The 20739-nt window shown below is 69.8% G+C and carries 21 protein-coding genes; 10 read left to right on the top strand and 11 right to left on the bottom strand.

The window, feature by feature from the left end; genetic code table 11:
* Positions 1 to 9: 9 nt before the first annotated feature.
* Positions 10 to 1035 carry a beta-ketoacyl-ACP synthase III gene (locus tag ABIC28_RS14455; RefSeq protein WP_354579492.1) on the top strand — a complete coding sequence of 342 codons (1026 nt, stop codon included), beginning with the start codon at positions 10 to 12 and terminating at the stop codon, positions 1033 to 1035.
* A 379-nt stretch (positions 1036 to 1414) separates the two neighbouring features.
* Here the strand turns inward: ABIC28_RS14455 and ABIC28_RS14450 are convergent, their stop codons facing one another.
* The 5 genes from ABIC28_RS14450 to ABIC28_RS14430 form a co-directional block, all read right to left on the bottom strand.
* On the bottom strand, positions 1415 to 3142 hold the full coding sequence (locus ABIC28_RS14450; protein ID WP_354579490.1) for an Ig-like domain-containing protein: 1728 nt from the start codon (positions 3140 to 3142) through the stop codon (positions 1415 to 1417).
* 35 nt (positions 3143 to 3177) lie between these two features.
* Positions 3178 to 4911 carry an Ig-like domain repeat protein gene (locus ABIC28_RS14445; protein WP_354579488.1) on the bottom strand — a complete coding sequence of 578 codons (1734 nt, stop codon included), beginning with the start codon at positions 4909 to 4911 and terminating at the stop codon, positions 3178 to 3180.
* Positions 4912 to 5072: 161 nt separating this feature from the next.
* On the bottom strand, positions 5073 to 5405 hold the full coding sequence (locus tag ABIC28_RS14440) for a hypothetical protein (RefSeq protein ID WP_354579486.1): 333 nt from the start codon (positions 5403 to 5405) through the stop codon (positions 5073 to 5075).
* Between the two features lie 583 nt (positions 5406 to 5988).
* On the bottom strand, positions 5989 to 6192 hold the full coding sequence (locus tag ABIC28_RS14435; RefSeq protein WP_027502787.1) for a cold-shock protein: 204 nt from the start codon (positions 6190 to 6192) through the stop codon (positions 5989 to 5991).
* Between the two features lie 122 nt (positions 6193 to 6314).
* Positions 6315 to 6656 carry a hypothetical protein gene (locus ABIC28_RS14430; RefSeq protein ID WP_097213858.1) on the bottom strand — a complete coding sequence of 114 codons (342 nt, stop codon included), beginning with the start codon at positions 6654 to 6656 and terminating at the stop codon, positions 6315 to 6317.
* A gap of 398 nt (positions 6657 to 7054) precedes the next feature.
* Between ABIC28_RS14430 and ABIC28_RS14425 the strand changes: the two genes are divergently transcribed.
* From ABIC28_RS14425 to ABIC28_RS14410, 4 genes are all read left to right on the top strand, one after another.
* Positions 7055 to 7666 carry a hypothetical protein gene (locus ABIC28_RS14425; protein WP_097213859.1) on the top strand — a complete coding sequence of 204 codons (612 nt, stop codon included), beginning with the start codon at positions 7055 to 7057 and terminating at the stop codon, positions 7664 to 7666.
* Positions 7667 to 7824: 158 nt separating this feature from the next.
* Positions 7825 to 8469: a TetR/AcrR family transcriptional regulator gene (locus tag ABIC28_RS14420; RefSeq protein WP_097213860.1), complete on the top strand. Its 645-nt coding sequence runs from the start codon at positions 7825 to 7827 to the stop codon at positions 8467 to 8469.
* Between the two features lie 2 nt (positions 8470 to 8471).
* Complete coding sequence (locus tag ABIC28_RS14415; RefSeq protein WP_269588681.1) at positions 8472 to 10130, top strand: FAD-binding dehydrogenase; 1659 nt, start codon at positions 8472 to 8474, stop codon at positions 10128 to 10130.
* Complete coding sequence (locus ABIC28_RS14410; RefSeq protein WP_097213862.1) at positions 10127 to 10927, top strand: SDR family oxidoreductase; 801 nt, start codon at positions 10127 to 10129, stop codon at positions 10925 to 10927. Before ABIC28_RS14415 ends, ABIC28_RS14410 begins: the two co-directional genes overlap by 4 nt.
* Positions 10928 to 10979: 52 nt before the next feature.
* On the opposite strand, the gene ABIC28_RS14405 is transcribed toward ABIC28_RS14410, so the two are convergent.
* Entirely contained in the window at positions 10980 to 11549 is a 570-nt protein-coding gene (locus ABIC28_RS14405) for a TetR/AcrR family transcriptional regulator (RefSeq protein ID WP_354579482.1), read from the bottom strand.
* 91 nt (positions 11550 to 11640) lie between these two features.
* On the opposite strand from ABIC28_RS14405, the gene ABIC28_RS14400 reads away from it, so the two are divergent.
* Both ABIC28_RS14400 and ABIC28_RS14395 read left to right on the top strand, forming a co-directional pair.
* The gene (locus tag ABIC28_RS14400) at positions 11641 to 12039 is read left to right on the top strand and encodes a nuclear transport factor 2 family protein (protein ID WP_354579480.1); all 399 of its coding nucleotides are present in this window, start codon (positions 11641 to 11643) and stop codon (positions 12037 to 12039) included.
* Positions 12040 to 12060: 21 nt separating this feature from the next.
* Positions 12061 to 13068, top strand: coding sequence for a zinc-dependent alcohol dehydrogenase family protein (locus ABIC28_RS14395; RefSeq protein ID WP_209928233.1), 1008 nt, complete (start codon positions 12061 to 12063; stop codon positions 13066 to 13068).
* Here ABIC28_RS14395 and ABIC28_RS14390 read toward each other — a convergent pair.
* Both ABIC28_RS14390 and ABIC28_RS14385 read right to left on the bottom strand, forming a co-directional pair.
* Entirely contained in the window at positions 13058 to 13453 is a 396-nt protein-coding gene (locus ABIC28_RS14390) for a RidA family protein (protein WP_209928235.1), read from the bottom strand. The genes ABIC28_RS14395 and ABIC28_RS14390 overlap by 11 nt on opposite strands.
* A 39-nt stretch (positions 13454 to 13492) precedes the next feature.
* A complete protein-coding gene (locus ABIC28_RS14385; RefSeq protein ID WP_209928237.1) occupies positions 13493 to 14527 on the bottom strand; it encodes an NADP-dependent oxidoreductase in 1035 nt (344 codons plus the stop codon).
* A 157-nt stretch (positions 14528 to 14684) separates the two neighbouring features.
* On the opposite strand from ABIC28_RS14385, the gene ABIC28_RS14380 reads away from it, so the two are divergent.
* From ABIC28_RS14380 to ABIC28_RS14370, 3 genes are all read left to right on the top strand, one after another.
* Complete coding sequence (locus ABIC28_RS14380) at positions 14685 to 17963, top strand: AfsR/SARP family transcriptional regulator (RefSeq protein ID WP_354579477.1); 3279 nt, start codon at positions 14685 to 14687, stop codon at positions 17961 to 17963.
* 68 nt (positions 17964 to 18031) lie between these two features.
* A complete protein-coding gene (locus ABIC28_RS14375) occupies positions 18032 to 18394 on the top strand; it encodes a hypothetical protein (RefSeq protein ID WP_097213868.1) in 363 nt (120 codons plus the stop codon).
* A 69-nt stretch (positions 18395 to 18463) separates the two neighbouring features.
* Entirely contained in the window at positions 18464 to 19879 is a 1416-nt protein-coding gene (locus tag ABIC28_RS14370) for an HNH endonuclease signature motif containing protein (RefSeq protein WP_354579474.1), read from the top strand.
* A gap of 44 nt (positions 19880 to 19923) precedes the next feature.
* Here the strand turns inward: ABIC28_RS14370 and ABIC28_RS14365 are convergent, their stop codons facing one another.
* The 3 genes from ABIC28_RS14365 to ABIC28_RS14355 are packed head-to-tail and all read right to left on the bottom strand — an operon-like array spanning position 19924 to position 20732.
* Positions 19924 to 20202, bottom strand: a complete 279-nt coding sequence (locus tag ABIC28_RS14365; RefSeq protein WP_354579607.1) for a hypothetical protein — start codon at positions 20200 to 20202, stop codon at positions 19924 to 19926.
* Entirely contained in the window at positions 20145 to 20291 is a 147-nt protein-coding gene (locus ABIC28_RS14360) for a hypothetical protein (RefSeq protein ID WP_354579472.1), read from the bottom strand. The genes ABIC28_RS14365 and ABIC28_RS14360 overlap by 58 nt, the downstream gene beginning before the upstream one ends.
* A 39-nt stretch (positions 20292 to 20330) precedes the next feature.
* The gene (locus ABIC28_RS14355) at positions 20331 to 20732 is read right to left on the bottom strand and encodes an SgcJ/EcaC family oxidoreductase (RefSeq protein ID WP_097214434.1); all 402 of its coding nucleotides are present in this window, start codon (positions 20730 to 20732) and stop codon (positions 20331 to 20333) included.
* Positions 20733 to 20739 lie beyond the last annotated feature (7 nt).

Raw genomic sequence — 20739 nt, 5'->3', positions numbered from 1 at the left:
AGATAGACCATGGGTGCAGTGATCACGAACTCCACCGAAATCCGTAACACCGCCATGCTCGGACTCGGGGTGCACCGACCCGAGCGCGTGGTGACGAACGAGGAGATCTGCCAGTCGATCGACTCGACCGACGAGTGGATCCAGTCGCGCACGGGGATCAAGGAGCGGCGGTTCGCCAAGGCCTACCCGGAGGAGTCCGTGCTGGACATGTCCGAGTCGGCGGCCCGGTCCGCGCTCGCGGCCGCGGGAGTCGAGCCTGCCGAGCTCGACGTGGTCATCCTGGCCACGTCGACCTACCCGATGCAGACGCCGCAGGGCGCGGCGATCCTCGCCGACATGCTGGGCGCAGGCGGCCCCTCTGCCTTCGACGTCGCCGCCGGGTGCGCGGGCTTCTGCTACGCGCTCGGGGTGGCCTCGGACCTGGTCCGGGCGGGCACCGCGAACAAGGTGCTGGTGGTCGGGGTGGACCGCATGACGGACTCGACCGAGCCCACCGACCGCTCGGTGCGGGCCATCTTCGGTGACGGTGCGGGCGCTGTGGTCGTCGGCGTCTCCGACGAGGTCGGCATCAGCTCGACGGTGTGGGGCTCCGACGGTGCGCAGGGCCGCTCGATCCGGCAGGAGCCGGACTGGGTCGGCTTCGCGCTGAACCCGGAGCAGAAGCGCCCCTGGATCATCATGGAGGGCACCGCCGTCTTCCGGTGGGCGGCATTCGAGATGGGCAAGATCGCCAAGACGGTTCTGGACCGCGCAGGGGTGCGGATCGACCAGATCGACGCGTTCGTGCCGCACCAGGCGAACCTGCGCATCAACGACGTCATCGTCCGGTCGATCGACCTGCCCGAGGGCGTTCCGGTCGCGGACGACATCATCGAGACCGGCAACACCTCGGCGGCGTCGATCCCGCTCGCCATGGAGAAGATGCTGCGCACCGGTCAGGTTCAGGCCGGCGCGACCGCGCTGCTGCTCGGATTCGGCGCCGGCCTGTCCTACGCAGGCCAGGTCGTCAAGATGCCGGTGCTGGCCGAGAGCTGACAAGGGCGGGACACCCCGCGCCCGGCCGAGGGGGCATCCTCGCGCGAATTCGCGCTTGCGGTGCCCCTTCGCGTCCGCCTGTCAGTTGCCGGTGGTCAGGACCATCCGGAAGCGGGCCTTGCCGGTGAGCATCCGGTCGAAGGCCTGTCCGTCCTCTGCGAGGGGAGCCTCCTCGATCCAGGCCCGCGCCCCGGTCTGCGCGGCTCGCTGACCTGCATCGCCCGGATGGTTGCGGAAGTCATCACGTGTCCTTACTCGAATGAGGTGATGGCCTCTCCAGACTGGCGCATCGGCGGCACCACGAACAGGCCCCGCCGGACGAGAAACGGCGGGGGCGTCACCGGAAGGCGACGCCCCCGCCGTGGGGCGAGCGGTTCGATCAGGAGCCGAAGATGCTGTCTGCCGAGCCGCTACCGCCGCCGGGGGTGCCCACCGCGGTCACGTTGACCACGTGCGCGTCCGACGTGGAGCCCAGGAATCCGGCCGCGCCGCTGTAGACGGCGGTGATGCCGTGCGCGCCGACGGCGCCGAACGCGTGGGACAGCGTCGCGGTGCCGTTGGACAACGGCACCGCGACGCCGATCGCGGTGACGCCGTCGTAGAACTGCACGGTGCCACCCGCCTCGCTCGGTGCCACGGTGGCGGTGAGCGACACGGCCTGGTTCTGGGTGGCCGGGGTCGGGGCGTCCAGCGTGGTGCTGGTGGTCGCCTCGTTCGGCGCCGGGACGGAGACCGTGACGGTCTTCGCGGCCGCCGTCGAGGGGGCCGAGCCGGGCGCACCGCTGAACGACGCGGTGATCGAGTGGCTGCCCGCCGAGTCGAAGGTGTGCGCCAGCGTGGCCACGCCGCCCGCGACGGTCACCGGTGCGCCGATCGGGGCACCGCCGTCGAGGAACTGCACCGTGCCGCCGGTCGGTGTGGGTGCGACGGTCGCGGCCAGGCCGACCGACACCCCGGTCTTCGCGTGGGTCGGGGTGGTCAGCACCGTGGTCGTGTCGACGGTGGCGGCGCCGACCTCGACCGAATGCGGCGCGGAGGTCGAGCCCGCGAACCCGGGAGCGCCGCTGTAGACCGCGGTGATGGCGTGTGCGCCCGCGGTCGCGAAGGTGTGGCTCAGCGTGGCGGTGGCGCCACTGAGGGTGACCGGCCCGCCGATGTTGTCGGCGCCGTCCTTGAACTGGACCGTGCCGCCCGCGGGGGCGGGGCTGACGGTGGCCGTGAGATCAACGGCCGCACCGGTGTTCGCGGTCGTGGGCGCGGCGACCGCGGTCGTGGTCGTCGCGTCCGGTGGGGCGGTGACATTGATCGTGGCCAGCGGTCCCGCACCCGCGTTGAGCGGGACGCCGCTGCCGGGGTCGGTGCCGTTCTTCGGCACGCACCGGGTGGCGGACCAGTAGGACACGGAGAACACCGGGTCCTTCTCCCGGACCAGCGAGGTGAAGAAGTTCTCGTCGGCCTTGTAGTTCGCGGCCGCTCCGGTGGTGCGAATCTTCGGGGTCACCACGGATCCGGCCGGACCGGCCACGGCCGTGATCTCGATGGCGGGCAGCCGGTACGAGGTGTCGCCGGAGCCCGCGGCATTCACGACGATGCCGCCCTCGGCGCCGTCGTTGGTGGTCGGGCCGTTGCCCACGGTCTCGTTGTTGCCGGACAGGCGCAGGATCGTGCCTGCGGCGGAGGGGCTACCGTTCTCGGCCACCCGGGTGACCGTCGGCGCCGATCCGGCCAGGTTGACCCCGGTGCCGGGAACCACGGTGGCGGAGACGAACTGGGCGCCGGCGGGGATCTCGTAGTCGAACTTGATCCGGGACACGCTCGAGCGGATCCGGAGGTTCTCGCCGTTGCGCGCCAGCGTCATCGTCTCGGGCTGGAGCCGGTACGTGAAGGTATCGCCGGTGACGACACTGGCGGGGGCCTCGACGGTCACGCCGGTGCCGATGGACTTGTGGGTGTTGTCCAGCAGGCTCTTGAACTTGCCCCAGCACGCGGCATCGAAGCCGGTGGTGGTGGGCGCCGCGGTGGCCGGGGCCGCCAATAGCAGTGCGCCCGCGGTCAATCCGGCGGCCGCGAGGGCCGCCGCGCCGCGGCGCAGGGTGGGTGATGTCAAAGCAACTCCTGAGGGGGTGGGTCTGAGGAAGGTGATCAGGAACCGAACAGGCTGCCGGCCGATCCGCTGCCACCCGGGGTTCCTGTGGCCGAGGCGGTCACCGCGAAGGTCGCGGACGTGGAGGCCACGAAGCCCGGTGCACCGCTGTAGACGGCGGTGATGCCGTGCTCGCCCGCCGAGGTGAAGGTGTGCGCCAGGATCGCGGTCCCGTTCACCACGGTCACCGGTCCGCCGATCGGGGTGGTGCCGTCCATGAACTGGACGGTGCCGCCCGCCGGGGAGGGGGTGACCGTCGCGGACAGGTCGATCGCCGTGTTGACGGTGGCCGTGCTCAGCGCGGTCACCTTGGTCACCGTGGCCACGTCGGTGGGCGCCGGGGCGTTGACCTCGATGGTCTGCGAGGCGGAGTTCGATCCCAGGAATCCGGCGCTGCCGGAGAAGGACGCGCTGATGTTGCGGTGCCCGGTGGTGGTGAAGGTGTGCGCCAGGGTGGCGACGCCGCCCACGACCTCGACGGGTGCGCCGATCGGGGTGTTGTCGGCCTTGAACTGGACGGTGCCCCCGCTCGGGGCGGGCGCGATCGTCGCGGACAGGCCGACGGCGGAGCCCGTGGTCGCGGTGGCGGGGACGGTCAGGGTGACGGCGGTGGCGACGTCGACGGGGGCCGGGCCCTGGACGTCGACTGTCGCGGCCGCGGAGGTGGAACCGGTGAAGCCGGTCGCGCCGCTGTAGACCGCGGTGATGGCATGGGCGCCCGCGGTGGCAAAGGTGTGGCTGCGGGTGGCGTTGCCGCCGGTGAGGTTGACCGGTGCGCCGATGTTGGTATCGCCGTCCTTGAACTGGACGGTGCCGCCGCTGGGGGCGGGCGCGACGGCCGCGGTGAGGTCGATCGCGGTGCCGGTGGTCGCGGTGGCGGGCGCGGTCAGGGTCGTGGCGGTGGTCACGGCGGCCGCGACGACGTTGACGGTGGCCAGCGGTCCGCCGCCGGCGTTGAGCGCTCCACCGCTGCTGTCCTTGGGCACGCAGCGGGTGGGCGCCCACACGGTGCCGACGAACGGGGCGCTGGCCTTCGCCAGGGAGGTGCTGTAGTTCTCGTCGCTGTTGTAGGCGGCCGCGTTCCCGCCCACCCGGAGCTTCGGGGTGATGGTGCCTGCGGACCCGGCGACGACAGTGACGTCCACGGCGGGCAGCTGGAAGACGCTGTTGCCGCCGGAATTGCTCGTGCCGTCGAGGTTCTTCTTCAGCTTGGGGGCGGTGATGCCGCCCTCGCTGTTGCCACTGGACGAGGGGCCGTTTCCGATGGTCTGGTTGTTGCCGGAGAGGCGCAGGATCGGGCCTGTGGCGTCGACGGTGCCGGAGGTGTTCACGCGAAGCACGTTCGGGGCGACCCCGCCGAGGTTGGCGCCGGTGCCTGCCGCCACGACGGCGTTCACGAACGACGAGTTCGCGGGGATCTCGAAGTCGAACTTCAGCCGCGACAGTCCGGCGGTGGTGCCACCCGACTGGGAGTCCGGATAGGAGCCGGGGCCGGGCTGGATCCGGTAGGTGAACGTGTCGCCGGGAGCGACGCTCGCGGGCGCGGTCACCGAGGCCGACGCCGCCACCACCTGGTGTTGCGGACCGGCGAGCGAGGTCGACGGCGTGGCCTGGCAGGCGGTCTGGAAGTTGACGGTGCCGGCGTGCGCGGGCCCGCCGATGAGGGCGAGCCCGGCGGTCAGGGCGAGGACGCCGACGGGCGCCACGGAGCGGCGCAGGGTTGAGCGAGGCATGGTGACCCGGTCTTTCGGAGAGGGGGGTGAGACCAAAGATCCGAGTAGAGCACAACCGGGCCGGTGTGGTTACGAGAATGAAGGAATTGATTGAACGCTTGTTTAAGATTCCTGTTCGGGGGATTTCTGCCTGTTCAGGAGCCGTCTGTCTGCGTGTCAGATCAGGGCGCAAACTTCCCGACGGCGTCGAGGTTGGCGAACATTTCACCCGCACTGACGAGGTTGGCGCCGGCAGTCTGGTTGAAGACCTGCGCGAAATAGGGGGAGAAGCGGAACGGCCAGTAGGTGGGGCCGATCCCGCCACCGTGCGGCGTCATGACCGTCGGCATCATCTCACCCACGTTGTAGGTGGCGACCATCCTCTCGCCCTGGGCGACCCCGTTGATCTTCATGGTCGCGTAGGCGCCGTCCATCCGCAGCCAGATGTTCTCGGCCGCAACAGAGTTCCCGGTCTTGCTGACGAACTTCGGCCCGCCGGGGTAGTACACGCCCATGCACGCGTCGATGTGGTTGGTGTGCGAGCCGATCGGCAGATAGAGACCGGTCTTCGCGGGCTTGGCCTGGAACGGCGTGATGCCCTCGACCGCGATCTCGTTGTCGTTTCAGCAGCCCGACGATTCGCGGGGGGAATCGAAATTGGCATATCCGAACGGCGTGAAGTACGGCATTCTCATGCACTCGGTCTGAGCGGTCGCCACGGGTGCGTGAAGAGATAGCGCCAGAACCAGGATGATCACCCCACCGACCGCACCTACAAACGCACGCAAGATTCGCATCTCTGCTCCAATCCTCGGGTTTGTTCGCCGTGGCACCGGGCGAGAAGTAGCGCCAATCAGCGCCAAAATCCTCAAATGATAGATTATGCGCCCCGAGTCTGGCATTGAATCGCCATTTTGCGGCCGAGATCACACGGGGTCGACGAGCGAGGACATCGTCGGGAGGGAGGCGCGGGCCGCTGGGGACGGCGAGTCCCGCGCTTGGGGCGAACGCGCCGAAGGGCGCCTCCGTAAACGGAGACGCCCTTCGGAAGGTCTGACGGGTCGCGCCGTGTGGCGCGCGCCCGGAGACTAAGTCGCTTTAGACGGTGCGAACGCCGGTGGCCTGGGGGCCCTTCTGGCCCTGGCCGATCTCGAACTCCACGCGCTGGCCCTCGTCGAGGGACTTGAAGCCGCTGCCCTGGATCTCGGAGTAGTGAACGAACACGTCGGGTCCGTCACCGTCCTGCTCGATGAAACCGAAACCCTTTTCGCCGTTGAACCACTTCACGGTGCCCTGTGCCACGTTATTACTCCTGTTACTGCGAGCCGGATCCTCAGGTCGAGAACCCTGGTCTCACGGTAAGGATGCCACCTCGATGCCGCTGCGTCCACAGCGGGCTGTACTTTGTGGGGTTCAGGACGCTCTCAACGGGGTGCGGGACGCCTGCTTCCCACGAACTCCAGGGCCTCCCTGGCCAGCGAGAGCCACGTCAGGTCGTCGTCCACGGTGACCGTCAGCCATTCCTTCATCGGCCGCCCCTTGCCGGCCTCGAACGTTCCGCCCATTCCGCTCCCGACCAGGGATTGGACCCGGGTCCTCGGCAGCTTCACCACCAGTCGACCGCCCGTGAGCATGGCAAAGATCGAGCCGTTGACCTTCAGTGCGCCCGATCCGAAGCCCCGCCGGGTGCACTGTTCGGGCACCGACACGCCCGCGAGGCCGGCGAACTCGTCGACCAGCGAGGTGAAGCGTTCCTCGGGGTCCACGAATCAATTCGACCGCGTTCGGGTGCCAGGCGCAACCCTGCCCGGCGATCGTCGATTCGAGTAGTCGGCTACTCACGTGATATTGGTCGCCCGCCGGAAGGTTGAGTGGTGAGCCCGCCTGATCTGGGCCGATCCACGCCGGAGAACGCCATGAGAGAAACAGTCGCGGTGTTGCTTGTCGTGGGCGTGCCGGGTGACCACGACTCCTCGACCGTCGCCGCCTGGAGTTGTATCTGTGACCCGTGACGGGCTCTTGCGTGCGGTGGGGGCCGGGCGAAGGATTGAACCCGTAGTGGCCGCCGCGCGGGCCGGGTGGTGCCCGCCGATCGGTGGACCGCGTCGGTCGGTCACCGTGATCCGTTGAGTTGGGGTCCAGGCCCCGACTCGAGGAGGCAGAGATGTTCATCCAAGTCGTCCAAGGAAAGGTGTCTGACGAGGAGGGCCTGCGCAGGTGCATGGACTGGTGGGCGGAAGAACTGCAGCCGGGGGCCACCGGCTTTCTGGGGTCGACCCGCGGAATGTCCGAGGACGGGACCTTCATCGTGGTGGCACGGTTCGAGTCCGAGGCGGCGGCCCGCAGGAACAGCGAGCGCCCCGAGCAGAGCGCCTGGTGGGCTGAGACCGAGCGCTGCTTCGACGGTCCGGTCTCCTTCATGGACTGCCCGGAGGTGACCGAATGGCTCGGCGGCGGCTCGGACGACGCCGGATTCGTGCAGATCATGGAGGGGCACACCAGCGACGAGACCCGGATGCGGGAGGTGCTGACGCAGGCAGGCGACCAGGTCCAGGAGCTGCGCCCGGAGATCGTCGGTGGGACGCTGGCGACGGACGGCTCCGGCGGATACGTCGAGACCGTCTACTTCACGTCCGAAGCGGAGGCGCGCGCCCACGAGAAGATCGAGATCCCCGACGACCTGCGCTCGCTGTTCGAGGAGGAGGGCCGGCTGATGGGGGAGGTGTCGTACTTCGACCTGCACGAGCCGATGCTCGTCACCGCGCGGCGGACCTGACGATCTCCAGCCGCACACGAAGCCTCCGGACCTACCGGGGGCTTTCGTCTGCGCGGCCGCCTCCCGATTCCCGACACGTGTGGCCGCTGAACTGATACGGTTCCGCATCGGATGCAGAAATGTATCGAAATGTGCGGTATCTCGGGAAGGAGCGGCTGATGCGTGTGGACGACACGGCCGAATCCGCGACGCCCAAGCGCGTGACGAAGCGCCGCATCCAGACGCGGGAGCGGCTGCTCGACGCCGCGCTGCTCGTCTTCGCCGAGGAGGGCTTCGGGCGTTCGACGGTGGAGCAGATCTGCGAACGCGCCGGCTATACCCGGGGCGCCTTCTACTCGAACTTCGCCTCCCTCGACGAGCTGTTCCTGGCGATGTGGGAGCAACGATCGGCGCAGATGCTCGCCGACCTCCGCGAAGCGGTGTCGGGCGAGTACACCGGGGAACCGGGTGAGCTCGGCGTGGTGGAATCCACCGCACGGATTCTCGACGCGATCCCGATCGACGACCAGTGGTACCGGATCACCGCGGAATTCACGGCGCACGCCCTGCGAAATCCGTCGCTCAAGCGGGTGATGGCCGCAAGGGAAGAGGCCATCCTCGCCACGATCCTGCCGATCGTCGAAGCGGCACTGGCGCGGGCCGGGCGGCGAGCGACGGACCCGCAAGCCCTCGGCCGGGCGTTGGTGGCCGTGCACGACGGGACCACCGTCCAATGCCTGATGGAACCAGAAAGTGACACCGTCCGCCGGGCGCGCACGAACCTGTTCGTGAGCGTGCTGCGCAACTACAGCGAGGAAGTGTGAACGTGAACGCCGATGTCATCGTGGTGGGGGCGGGCCTGGCAGGACTGGTGGCCACCCACGAGCTCGTGAAGGCCGGACGCCGGGTGCTGGTGATCGACCAGGAGAATCGCAACAACCTTGGTGGACAGGCATTCTGGTCGCTCGGGGGCCTGTTTTTCGTGGATTCCCCCGAACAGCGCCGACTGGGGATCAAGGATTCCCACGAGCTGGCGCTGGCGGACTGGATGGGATCGGCCGGATTCGACCGCGAGCGCGAGGACCACTGGCCACGCCAGTGGGCGCGCGCCTACGTCGACTTCGCGGCCACCGAGAAGCGGGAGTACCTACGTGAGCTCGGGCTCAAGGTCGTGCCGACCGTCGGTTGGGCCGAGCGCGGCGGCGGAAGCGCGTCCGGGCACGGCAACTCGGTGCCCCGGTTCCACCTCACCTGGGGCACCGGACCGGAGGTCGTGCGCATCTTCGCCGAGCCGGTTCTCGAGGGCGAGAAGCGGGGTCTGGTCAACTTCGAGTTCCGGCATCAGGTCGACGAGCTGATCGTCGAGGACGGCGCGGTCGTCGGTGTCCGGGGAACCGTGCTGGAGCCGACGGACCTCGAGCGGGGCAAGGCGTCCTCGCGAACCGCCGTGGGCGAGTTCGAGTTCCGCGCCAAGGCGGTGATCGTCACGTCCGGCGGCATCGGCGGCAACCACGACCTGGTGCGCAAGAACTGGCCGACCGAGCGTGTCGGCCCGGCGCCGGAGACGATGATCTCGGGCGTGCCTGCGCACGTGGACGGTCGGATGCTGGCCATCACCGAGAGCGCGGGCGGCAACATCGTCAACCGCGACCGCATGTGGCACTACACCGAGGGCATCATCAACTGGGACCCGATCTGGCCGAACCACGCCATCCGCATCATCCCGGGCCCGTCCTCGCTGTGGCTCGACGCCACCGGGCGCCGGCTGCCCGCGCCGAACTTCCCCGGCTTCGACACGAACCAGACCATGAAGGCGATCCTCGCGACCGGGCACGACTACTCCTGGTACATCCTCACCCAGTCGATCATCGAGAAGGAGTTCGCGCTGTCGGGCTCCGAGCAGAACCCCGATGTCACCGGCAAGGACGTCAAGCTGCTGCTGCGCAGCCGGCTGGCCAAGGGGGCGCCGGGCCCGGTGGAGGCGTTCAAGCAGCACGGCGTCGACTTCGTGGTGGCGGACAACCTGCGCGAGCTGGTGGACGGGATGAACAAGATCGCCCGCGGCCCCCAGCTCGACTTCGATCAGGTCGAGGGTGAGGTCCTCGCCCGAGATCGCCAGTTCGACAACAAGTTCGGCAAAGACCTGCAGCGGATGGCGATCACCAACGCGCGGCAGTACCGCAGCGACAAGCTCACCAGGGTCGCCAAGCCGCACCGGCTGCTCGATCCCGAGCACGGACCGCTGATCGCGGTGCGCCTGAACATCCTCACCCGCAAGACCCTCGGTGGGCTCGAGACCAACCTGGACTCGCAGGTGATTCGCGCCGACGGCGAGGCCTTCGATGGCCTGTACGCGGCGGGCGAGGTCGCCGGGTTCGGCGGCGGCGGGGTGCACGGTTACAACGCCCTCGAGGGGACCTTCCTCGGCGGCTGCATCTTCTCCGGCCGCGCCGCGGGCCGGGCGCTGGCGCGGGAGCTCGCGTGACCGGTACGCGCACCGCGCTGGTGACCGGGGCGTCCTCCGGTATCGGTGCTGCGGTGGCGAAAACTCTTGTCGGCCGGGGATATCGGGTGTTCGGTACCAGCCGGAACCCCGCGTCGATCGGCGATCCCATCCCCGGTGTCGAGTACCTGGCCCTCGACCTGACGGATCCGGCGAGCATCGAGTCGTGCGCGGCCGCGGCGGGCGAGGTGGACGTCCTGGTCAACAATGCCGGGGAGAGTCAGAGCGGGCCGATCGAGGAGCTTCCGATGGAGGCGGTCGAGCGGCTCTTCCAGACCAACGTCTTCGGCGCGGTCCGGCTCACCCAGCTCGTGCTGCCCGGGATGCGTGCGCGCGGGTACGGACGGGTCGTCATGGTGGGGTCGATGCTCGCGAGTTTCCCGCTGGCCTACCGCTCGTCCTATGTCGCAACGAAGGCGGCTATCAAGGGCTTCGCGACCGCGGCCAGGCGGGAGGTCGCGCCATACGGCGTTGGCGTGACGACGGTGGAGCCGGGTTCGATCAGCACCGGCATCGGTGAGCGCCGCACCCACTACCTCGACGAGGGGTCGCCGTACACGGCCGAGTACCGGACGATGATCGCTGCGCTCGACGCCAACGAGCGCGCGGGCATCTCCGGTCAGAAGGTGGCCGAGACCGTCGTGAAGGCGATCGAGGCAGACCGTCCCAAGCAGCTCTACGCGGTGGGCAGCAACGCCCCGGTGACGTTCGCGCTGCGTCGGATGCTCCCGCGCACGATGGTCGAGAAGCTGGTGGCCCGTCGGCACGGATTGCGCTGAGCCGCACCCTGTCACGGCGGTTCGACCGCCGTGACGGGGGCGAGCGCCGGTCCTAGCCCCGGACGTCGAGGATCGGCCCGGCCAGTTCGCGGGCGGAGGTCGCGGGGTCGGTGCCGGGCCGGGTGACCCCTGCCGCCAGCGTGCCGTCGATGAGCAGCGCGAACTGATCGGCCGCGTGCGCGGGCCGAGGGTGCCCGAGGGCGACGAATTCCGCCTCGAGGAGCAGGTGCACGCGCTCGCGATAGCTGCGGGTGACGGCGTGCCCGGGATGGTCGGGGTCGGCCAGCGCGAGGTCGGCGGCGAGGTAGCGGCAGCCGCGGAACCCCGGCTGGGCGATGACCTCGCCGAGCCGGTCGAGGACGGCCAGCAGGCGATCACGTGGATTGTCGCCCGCGGCGCGCATCGTCCGTTCGTAGTCGGCCTCGTCCTCGGCGGTGCTGCGCTCGAGCACCGCGGCGATCAGCCCGTCCTTGCCGCCGAAGTGCTCGTACAGCGAACGCCGCGCCACGCTCGCCGTCTTGAGGAGCGAGTCGACGCCGACGCCCATGCCCTGGCTGTAGGTCAGCTCCTGGGCGGCGTCCAGCAGGCGCTCTCGTGGCCCGGGTGTGGTGCGGGTGGTCATGGGGCCAGCCTTCCAGGTGTTGACGGGTAGATCAACCGTTCTATATATTCCGATGAGACCGAACGTTCTATCTACTGATGGGATTGTCACCATGGCGCTCCGCACCACCACCGATGTCATCGACCTCTTCAACCGCGCCTTCACCGACGCGGACGCCGGCCTCCTCACCGACCTGATCGGCGAGGACTGCGTGATGGAGTCGGTCCAGCCCGCCCCGACCGGGGAGCGCGTCGAGGGCCGCTCGGCCTGCCTGGCGTGGTGGGGCGCGCTGGCCCTGGACCGCGCCACCCAGTTCCGTCCCCAGGAGGTGGTGGTGGCCGGGGACCGGGCGACGATCCGCTGGCGGTACCGCTTTGGCGACGGCGAAGCGGACTGGGTGGAGGGGGTGAACCTCATGCGGGTCCGGGACGGACTGATCGTCGAGGCCCTCGGCTACAGCAAGACCGCGGGCGAGGTTCCGCTGGCCATCGACACCGCCGCCGGGCACTGAGGAAGAGGAGGGAGAACACCGATGCGTAGCTATCACGTTGACGAGGGGGCCGGGATCGACGGCCTGACGATCCGGCGGCACGAGGTCCCGGTCCCAGGCCCTGGACAGGTCCTGGTCGCGGTGCGCGCCGTCTCGCTCAGCTACCGCGAGTTGTTGGTGCTGCGCGGCACGTACGTGTTGCCGGTTAAGCCGGACGTGGTGCCGGTGTCGGACGGGGCGGGCGAGATCATCGCGGTCGGACCGGGGGTCCGCTCGGCCCGGATCGGTGACCGTGTGGCAGCGACCCTGTTCCCGAGCTGGCAGGACGGGCCGTTCGGGGCCGAGCACCTGCCGCAGCGGGGCGGCTCGCTGGACGGCATGCTCACCGAGTTCGTGGTGCTCGGCGAGGACGAGTTCGTGCCGGTCCCCGATCACCTGTCCTTCGAGGAGGCGGCGACGCTGCCCTGCGTCGCGGTCACCGCGTGGAACGCCCTGACCGGTGACGGCATCGGCCTGCGGGCCGGGCAGACCGTGGTCGTGCAGGGCTCGGGCGGGGTGTCGCTGTTCGCGCTCCAGTTCGCGAAGGCGCTCGGGGCCAGGGTGATCGCCACCACCAGCAGCCCGGCCAAGGCCGCCCGCTTGACCGAGTTCGGTGCCGACGAGGTGATCGACTACCGGGCAACGCCCGACTGGTCGAGCGAGGTCAGGGACCTGACCGGTGGGCGAGGCGCCGACCGCGTCATCGACGTGACCGGGTACCTGGAGCAGTCGCTCCTGGCGGTGGCGACGGAGGGGCACGTCGCCTGCGTCGGCTTCGTCTCCGACAACGCACCGCCGCTCATCGACGCCCGGGTGTTGTTCGCCTCCGGTGCCACGGTGCGCGCCGTTGCGGTCGGCAGCCGCGCGCAGTTCCTCGCGATGAACCGCGTCATCGAGGCGAACGGGATCCGCCCGGTCATCGACCGAGTGTTCGCCTTCGACGACGCCCCCGACGCCTACCGCCACTACGCCTCGGGCGCGGCGCTGGGAAAGGTGGTGGTCACTGTGTGACCGCGACGGCGTCGATCTCGAACCGCATGTCCGGGAGGGCGAGCGCGGCCACCCCGGTCAGCGTCTGGGTCGGCGGCCGGTCGCCCCAGATCTCGCCGATCAGCCTGGCGATGACCGCGAGCTTGTCGGCGTCGTGGCCGACGATGTGGGTGCGGAGCGCGACGACGTGGCGGTAGTCGAGGCCAACCGCGGCCAGTGCGGTCCGCAGGTTCGCCAGCGATTGTTCGACCTGGTCGGTGAAATCGGTTGAGGTGACGTGGCCGTCGCCGTCGGAGGCGTACTGGCCGGCGATGAACACCAGGTCCCCGCGCGTGCGGGCGACGTGGCTGTAGCCGAATCCGACCGGGTCGTGCAGGTTCTCGGGGTTGATGATCGAGTGCGACATGGCGCGGGTCCTTTCGGGGGTGGTCGGTGAGGGTCGAGGTCAGTCGCCGAGGCGGACGAGCATCTTGCCGGTGTTGGCCCCGCGCAGCACGCCGAGGAATGCGTCCGGGGCCTGCTCGAGACCGTGCACGACGGTCTCCTCGGTGCGCAGGGTGCCGTCGGCGAGCCAGCCCGCCGCCAGCGGGATGTACTCCGGGAACAGGTGGAAGTACGAGCCGATCAGCATGCCGCGCAGGGTCAGTTCCTTCGCGGCGGCTTGGAACAGGTTGGTGGGGCCGGGGGCGGGCGCGGTGTTGTTGTAGGTGCTGATCGCGCCGACCAGGGCGACCCGGCCGCCGACCCGCGCGGCTCCGATGGCGGCCTCGAGATGATCTCCGCCGACGCTGTCGAGGTAGACGTCGATCCCCTCGGGGGCGGCCTCGGCGAGCCGCTCGGTGAGGCGGCCCTCGCGGTAGTCGATCGCGGCGTCGTAGCCGAAGTCGGCGATCAGCTTCTTGGTCTTGATCGGACCGCCCGCCGATCCGATCACCGTGGCGGCGCCCAACTTCCGTGCGATCTGGCCGGCGACCGATCCCACGGCCCCGGCGGCCGCGGAAATGAAGACCACGTCGCCCTCCCGGACCGGTGCGACCTCGGTCAGGGCGGCGTACGCGGTCAGGCCGGTGGTGCCGAGCACCCCGAGGTAGGCCTGGCCCGGCGCGATCGCGGTGTCGATGACGGTGGCGTCGGCCGCGTCCAGGACCGCGTACTCGCGCCATCCGAGGAAGTGGGTCACCGTCGTGCCGACGGGGATCGTCTCCGATAGGGACGCGACGACCTCACCCACCGCGCTGCCGTCCATGGCGGCGCCCAGCTGGAAGGGCGGGATGTAGGACTCGGCGTCGTCCATGCGGCCCCGCATGTACGGGTCGACGGACATCCAGGTGTTGCGGACCAGGATCTGGCCCTCGCCCGGCTGGGGCACGGCGACCTCGACGAGTTCGAAGTTGTCCGGCCCGGGCTCGCCGACCGGGCGGGAGGCGAGGCGGATCTCGCGGCCGGTGAGCTGGGGGGCGGCGTTCTGGTTCGCGCTCATGGGGTTCTCTTCTCTGATCGGTGTGCGGTTCGGTTTCGAGGTGGTGACCGGCTGTTCGTCGGTTCCTCCGGCCTCGCTGGAACCACTGTGCCGACGGGCGCGCACGATCCGCGCAGGGTTCGCTGGGGGTCACGCACGGCTGGGTTACTGTGGCCGAATGCGTTTCGGGGTACTCGGTCCGCTCGCGGTGTGGACCTCCGACGGCACCCCGGTGCGGGTCCCCGAGGTGAAGGTCCGAGCCCTGCTGGCGGACCTGTTGGTGCATCACGGGCGGCCGGTGACGGCCGCGCGGCTGGCCGACGACCTGTGGGGTGAGGATCTCCCCGGTAACCCCACGAACACCCTGCAGACCAAGGTCTCCCAGCTGCGCCGGGCCCTCGAGGGTGCGGAACCGGGCGGCCGGGATCTGGTCGGGTACAGCCCACCCGGCTACCTGCTGCGGGTCGAGGCGGCCGCCGTGGACGCCGGGCAGTTCGCCGCGCTGACCGCGAGGGCGCGCGCCACCGTCGATCCGCGCGAGCGGGCCGGGCTGCTCGCGGAGGCGCTGGCGTTGTGGCGGGGGTCCGCCTACGCCGACTTCGCCGACGAGGGATTCGCGCGCGAGGCGATCACCCGCCTGGAGGAACTGCGGCTGACCGCTCTCGAGGATCACGCCGAGGCCCGCCTCGAGCTCGGTGAGCACGACCTGCTGGCCGACGAGCTGGGGCCGTCGGTCGCCGCCCATCCGCTGCGGGAACGCCTCCGTGCCGCGCAGGTCCTGGCCCTCTATCGGGCCGGCAGGCAGAGCGAGGCGCTGGCGAGCTACGGGCAGCTGCGGGAGGTGCTGGCCGAGGAGCTCGGCGTCGACCCCAGTCCGGACCTGGTCACCCTCTATCACTCGATCCTGGATCAGGACCCGGGGCTTCTGGCGGCCCCGGACGCCGCCGCGCGCGCCCGCGACAACCTGCCCGCGGCGCGCAACGACCTGATCGGCCGGGCGCGGGAGCTGGCCGAGGCCCGGGACCGGCTCGCCGGCGCCCGACTGGTCACGCTGACCGGGCCCGGCGGGGTGGGGAAAACGCGATTGGCGCTGGCCGCCGCCGAGGCGGTGGCCGAGGACTTCCCGGACGGCGTGTGGTTCGTCGAGTTCGCCGAGCTGCGTAGGCCTGCGGTTCCGGAGTCGTCGTCCGCCCGCGAGGTGGCCGCCGCGGTGGCCGCAGTGCTCGGGATACGCGATGACGCCGTCACGGGTCCCCGCCCGGCGATCGAATCCGCCGATCCGGCGGACCTGCTCGCGGGTGCACTGCGATCAAGGCGGTTGTTGCTCGTGCTGGACAACTGCGAGCATGTGGCGGATTCCGTTGCGACGCTGGTCGATCTGCTGCTGGGGCGGGCGCCAGGCCTGCGGGTTCTGGCCACCAGTCAGGAACCGCTGGCGGTGGACGGGGAGGTCCTGCAGGTCGTACCCCCGCTGCGCCTGCCCGACGCGGAGCCGGACCTCGCGGACGTCGAACGGTCCGCCGCCGTGCAGCTCTTCACGATGCGCGCCGTGGCCACCGCCCCTGGGTTCGTGCTGGACGCCGGGAACGCGCGCGCCGTGGCCGCGATCTGCCGCCGACTCGACGGCATTCCGCTGGCGCTGGAGTTGGCGGCGAGCCGGGTGCGCGCGTTGGGGATTCACCAGCTCGCCGACCGGCTCGACGACCGATTCCGACTGCTGGCCGCCGGCAGGCGCGGCGCCCCGCCCCGCCAGCAGACCCTGCGGGCGGTGATCGACTGGAGCTGGGGCCTCCTCGACGAGCAGGAGCGAATCGTGTTGCGCCGCCTCGCGGTACACGAGGGCGGTTGTGCCCTCGACGCCGCAGAGGCCGTCTGTGCCGGTGTCGGCGTCGGCACCGTCGAGGTGCTCGATCTGCTGAGCCGTCTGGTCGACCGATCGCTCGTGGTGGTCGTGGACGACGGGGCGGAGCCGAGGTACCGGCTGCTCGAATCAGTTGCGGCCTACAGCCTCGAACGGCTGCACGAGGCCGGAGAGTTCGAGCAGGTTCGCCTGCAGCACAACATCTTCTACACGGAGCTCGCCGAGCGGACCGAGTCGCGGCTGCGCGGCGGAGACCAGCACGCGGGCCTGCGTCGGCTCGACGCCGAGGCAGCAAACATTCGTGCCGCTCTCGACGGCGCTGCGGAGCGAGGCGAGGCGGACCTCGCGGTGCGGATCGCCGATGCGATGGCGTGGTACTGGTTTCTTCGTGGCCGGTTGTCGGAGGGGAACAGGGCGCTGCGCGCGGCGCTGGCGGCCCCAGGGGAAGCCGCGGTCGCAGGCACGGCCAGGGCCGGTGCCTGGCTCGCCGGCTTCGCGATGCTGGTCGGCGAGGGTACCGAACCGGGGGAGCGGAGCCGGGCGTTGTTGCGGGCCTTCGACGGCGCCGACGATCGGGGTGGGCGGGCGCGGGCGCAGTGGTTCCTGGCGTATGTCCACCTGAGGCTGGGCGCGCTGGACGTGAGCTCCGAGCTGATCGACGCGGCGATCTCGACCTTCCGTGAACTCGGTGACCGCTGGGGCATCGGAGCGGCGGAGCATGCCCTCGCGACCGCCGCGCTGTTCCGGGGGGATCTGGAATCGGTCGGGCGTCACGCCGCCGCGGGCATGGCCGCGTTCGCGGAACTGGGGGACGGGTGGGGCCGAATTCAGGCCACCGATGTGTTGGCCACACTCGCGGAGATCACCGGCGACTACTCGGATGCCGCCCGCCTGCACCAGGAAGGGGTCGGCCTCGCCGAGGAGCTCCACCTGTGGACCGATGTGTCGTACCGGCTGTCCGGTCTCGGTCGAATTGCCTTACTCACAGGTGATTTCGATGAGTCCAGGGAGCTACACGAGCGCGCGATGCGGGTCGCCGCGGAGCAGTCGCACCGGTTCGCCGAGCAGTTCGCCGAGATCGGGCTCGCGCTGGTGGCCCGAAGGACGGGCGACCTGGATGGCGCCCGGGTGCATCTGCAGCACTGGCTCGAGTGGGATCGGCGGCTCGAGTCCGCCCAGGGGATCCCGTTCTACGGCGTGGTGCTGATCCTCGCCGAACTGGGCTTCAACGCGGAGCAGCGCGGCGAGGTCGAGCAGGCGTTGGCGCTGCACCACGAGGGTCTCGCCGCGGTCCGGGAGACCGGCGATCCCCGCGCGATCGCTCTGGCGCTGGAGGGGATCGCCGGTGCACACGCGGCGGGCGGCCGCCCCGAGCTCGCCGCGCGGCTGTTGGGGGCCGCCGCCGCGGCCAGGAAGGCGGTGGGCCAGCCGCTACCCGACGCCGAGCGAGGTGACGTGGTCCGGATCGAGGCTCTGATCAGGGATGCCGTGTCTGCGGCGGTGTTCACCGAGGAGTTCGACCGAGGTGCCGCCCGCGACCTCGCCGATGTCCTGGGCGATCCCGTGCTCGCCGCCGTGCCCGCGACGGTGCGGTAACGGGGGCCGGTCCCGGGCCGACAAACATACTGTCTGGGCTGTTTCGCGTCTCCGGGAGGTAATCGACGATGAACCGCATGCTCTTAGCCGGGTCCTGCGCCCTGGCGATCGGTCTCGGAACCCTGCTGGCCCCGGCCGCTTCGGCCGAGGCGGTCAGGGGACAGGGTGGGCCGGAGTCGCATCCGTGCAGTGACCAGTTCGTGGTGCCGCTCGACCCGCAGGCCTGGACCACCGACAAGATGGTCGTCATCAGCCCGTACGGCACGGATCGCATCTCCTGCGGCTCGTGGCACGGGTTCTTCTATGCGAGCCAGACCGATCCGCAGGGCAAGGTGCACGGCCTGCAGAACCCGCTCGCCGCCATGGGGCTCTTCGGCTCGGGCTCAGGGGCCGGGTATGAGGGCGGCAAGGTCTACGTCTGGCAGCCGTAAGCCGGGCTGAGCTATTTACTTTCAACCCAATCCATTGTCATCGAACGTGTGTTCGAGTAGACTTCGAACATGGATCTCGACGAGATGCTCACCGCGCCACCGGATGTGGCCGCGTGGCAGCTCGCGGACGCCGAACTCCTGAGGCTGATCCCCGAGCTCTCGCTGCGGATGCGACAGCTCGAGGCGCTGCGGGTACGTCTGATGCATCAGGTCGATCAGCGGTGTGCGGCCGAACAGGTCGGGGCCTCCTCCCCCGGCAACTGGCTCGCCGGCGCGGCCACCATGACCCCCGGCCAGGCGAACAAGATCGTCAAACTCGGCCGCGAGCTGGCGAAGCACCCGGAGGTCGCCGCCGCGTTCGACGCCGGCGAAACCGATTACGACCAGATCCGGGTGATCATCGAACTCCTGAACAAGGTCCCCGACCCCGATGCCCCGGCCCGCTCTACCGACAACACCGCCGACGACGACACGGCCGAGACCGACAGTGACGGCGACGGAGAACCCGACGGTGACGGCAACGGCGAGAATGTGTTCGACATCGTCGGAACCGACGCCACCCGAACCGAGGCCTGCGGCCGCTACCTCCTCTACGCCGCCCGCACCGAAGACTCCACCACCCTCGCCCGCCGAGCCAAGGCACTCGATCAGATCCTCAACGGCGACAAGAAGAACCCCGACTCCGAGAACGCCGAACTCAACGAATTCCACGCCTCACCCGGACTCGGCGGCCGCGTCCACCTCAAAGGACACCTCGACGCCGCCTCCGGCGAAGCCCTCCTCACCGCACTCTCCGCCCTGTCCAAGCCCCGCCCCGGGGCCGACAACCGCGACGGACAAACCAGCAAAGACCAACGCACCCCCGCCCAACGCCGCGCCGATGCCCTCACCCACATCGTCCGCAGCTATCTGGACTCCGGGCAAGCACCCAGCGAAGGCGGCGAACGACCCCACATCAACGTCTTCGTCGACGCCGACGACCTCGCCGCCACCACCGACCAACACCATCACCATGAACGCGGCCACCGGGGGCGTAGACGTGGACCGGCTTGGATGCCCTGGTTGGGGCCCATCTCACTCGACCTCGCCGCCCAGATCTCCTGCGACGCCGACATCACCCCCATCACCATGAACGCCGACGGCAACCCCATCGACGTCGGACGCACCACCCGCCTCATCCCCCGCAAACTCCGCCGCGCCCTCAATGCTCGGGACTGCGGCTGCGCCTTCCCCGGCTGCGGACGACCCGCCGCCTGGACCGAAGGCCACCACATCCAACACTGGGCCAACGGCGGACCCACCAACCTGTCAAACCTGGTACTGCTCTGCCGCTTCCACCACACCACCATCCACCGCGGCGACTGGACCGTGACCATCAGCAAAACCGACGGCCACCCCTGGTTCACCCCACCCCCATGGATCGACCCCCGACGACAACCCATGCCGGCACACAACCGGCGCAACCAACTCACCTTCGCCGCCTAAAGCGAATCCATCGGGCACAGAGCGCGGGGCGCCGAGTGCGGTGATCACGCTGCATCCTCGGGCTCCCGAGTCCTGGGGCCGACCTCCCGCACGACGGTGTAGGTGGGGATCCCGCTCATGAGGGGCTCGGCCTTGCCTGCGATCGCCTTGAGTGCCGCGCCGATCGCCGACATCCGTCCCTCGGTATCGGAGGTCTCGACGAAGTTGCGGTAGTCGGCCTCGCTGGCCCAGTGCACGATGTTGTACACCCGGGATCCGTCGGTGCTCACGTGGAATCGCGCGGATCGGTATCCGGGATAGAAACTGACCCAACGGTTCTGCAGCTCGGCGAAGGCGTCGACGAGCTCTGTCCGGTCCGGGGACCGTCGACGGTGTAGTCGATGATCGAGTAGAAGCCGGTGTCGGTGCTCATGGTGGTTCTCCCTTGTCGAGACGTGATGGGTGCGGCGGTTCAGGTCGTGGTCGGCGTGGTCTGCGCGGAGGCGATCCGCCAGCGGTCGCCGTCCTCGACCATCACGTAAGTGAGTTGCCCCGTGGTCGCGGGCAGGGCCGTTGCGGCGGAATCCCTTCCGTCGAAGACCCGTTTGACGCAGGCCACGATCGCCACGTCGTCGCGGAGGAATCGGATGTCCTCGATGTCGACGGTGGTGGTCACGTCCGCGAGCGGTGTCGCCAGCGCCTGCCGCATCGCCTCGGTCAGCGCGTCCCGGCCCGAGACCCGGCGTCCGCCGAAGTTGACGATGGTCACCTCGGGGGTGTGCAGCGGGATGAATCGGTCCACGTTGTTCTGGAACTCCACGGCGTCGGCGACGAGGCGGCGGATGGCGGTCAGTGCGGGTGAATCGGTGCTCATGTCGGTG

The organism is Rhodococcus sp. PvR044, from assembly GCF_040548995.1.
GTDB classification, from domain to species: Bacteria; Actinomycetota; Actinomycetes; order Mycobacteriales; family Mycobacteriaceae; genus Rhodococcus_G; species Rhodococcus_G oryzae.
This window is presented reverse-complemented; position numbering and strand designations above follow the sequence as displayed.

Bases quoted from the DNA above. Each gene is read 5' to 3' on its own strand.
- ABIC28_RS14455 (WP_354579492.1), top strand. From the start codon at position 10: ATGGGTGCAGTGATCACGAACTCCACCGAAATCCGTAACACCGCCATG.
- ABIC28_RS14445 (WP_354579488.1), bottom strand. From the start codon at position 4,911: ATGCCTCGCTCAACCCTGCGCCGCTCCGTGGCGCCCGTCGGCGTCCTC.
- ABIC28_RS14440 (WP_354579486.1), bottom strand. From the start codon at position 5,405: ATGGGCGTGTACTACCCCGGCGGGCCGAAGTTCGTCAGCAAGACCGGG.
- ABIC28_RS14425 (WP_097213859.1), top strand. From the start codon at position 7,055: ATGTTCATCCAAGTCGTCCAAGGAAAGGTGTCTGACGAGGAGGGCCTG.
- ABIC28_RS14420 (WP_097213860.1), top strand. From the start codon at position 7,825: ATGCGTGTGGACGACACGGCCGAATCCGCGACGCCCAAGCGCGTGACG.
- ABIC28_RS14405 (WP_354579482.1), bottom strand. From the start codon at position 11,549: ATGACCACCCGCACCACACCCGGGCCACGAGAGCGCCTGCTGGACGCC.
- ABIC28_RS14400 (WP_354579480.1), top strand. From the start codon at position 11,641: ATGGCGCTCCGCACCACCACCGATGTCATCGACCTCTTCAACCGCGCC.
- ABIC28_RS14395 (WP_209928233.1), top strand. From the start codon at position 12,061: ATGCGTAGCTATCACGTTGACGAGGGGGCCGGGATCGACGGCCTGACG.
- ABIC28_RS14390 (WP_209928235.1), bottom strand. From the start codon at position 13,453: ATGTCGCACTCGATCATCAACCCCGAGAACCTGCACGACCCGGTCGGA.
- ABIC28_RS14385 (WP_209928237.1), bottom strand. From the start codon at position 14,527: ATGAGCGCGAACCAGAACGCCGCCCCCCAGCTCACCGGCCGCGAGATC.
- ABIC28_RS14380 (WP_354579477.1), top strand. From the start codon at position 14,685: ATGCGTTTCGGGGTACTCGGTCCGCTCGCGGTGTGGACCTCCGACGGC.
- ABIC28_RS14375 (WP_097213868.1), top strand. From the start codon at position 18,032: ATGAACCGCATGCTCTTAGCCGGGTCCTGCGCCCTGGCGATCGGTCTC.
- ABIC28_RS14370 (WP_354579474.1), top strand. From the start codon at position 18,464: ATGGATCTCGACGAGATGCTCACCGCGCCACCGGATGTGGCCGCGTGG.
- ABIC28_RS14360 (WP_354579472.1), bottom strand. From the start codon at position 20,291: ATGAGCACCGACACCGGCTTCTACTCGATCATCGACTACACCGTCGAC.
- ABIC28_RS14355 (WP_097214434.1), bottom strand. From the start codon at position 20,732: ATGAGCACCGATTCACCCGCACTGACCGCCATCCGCCGCCTCGTCGCC.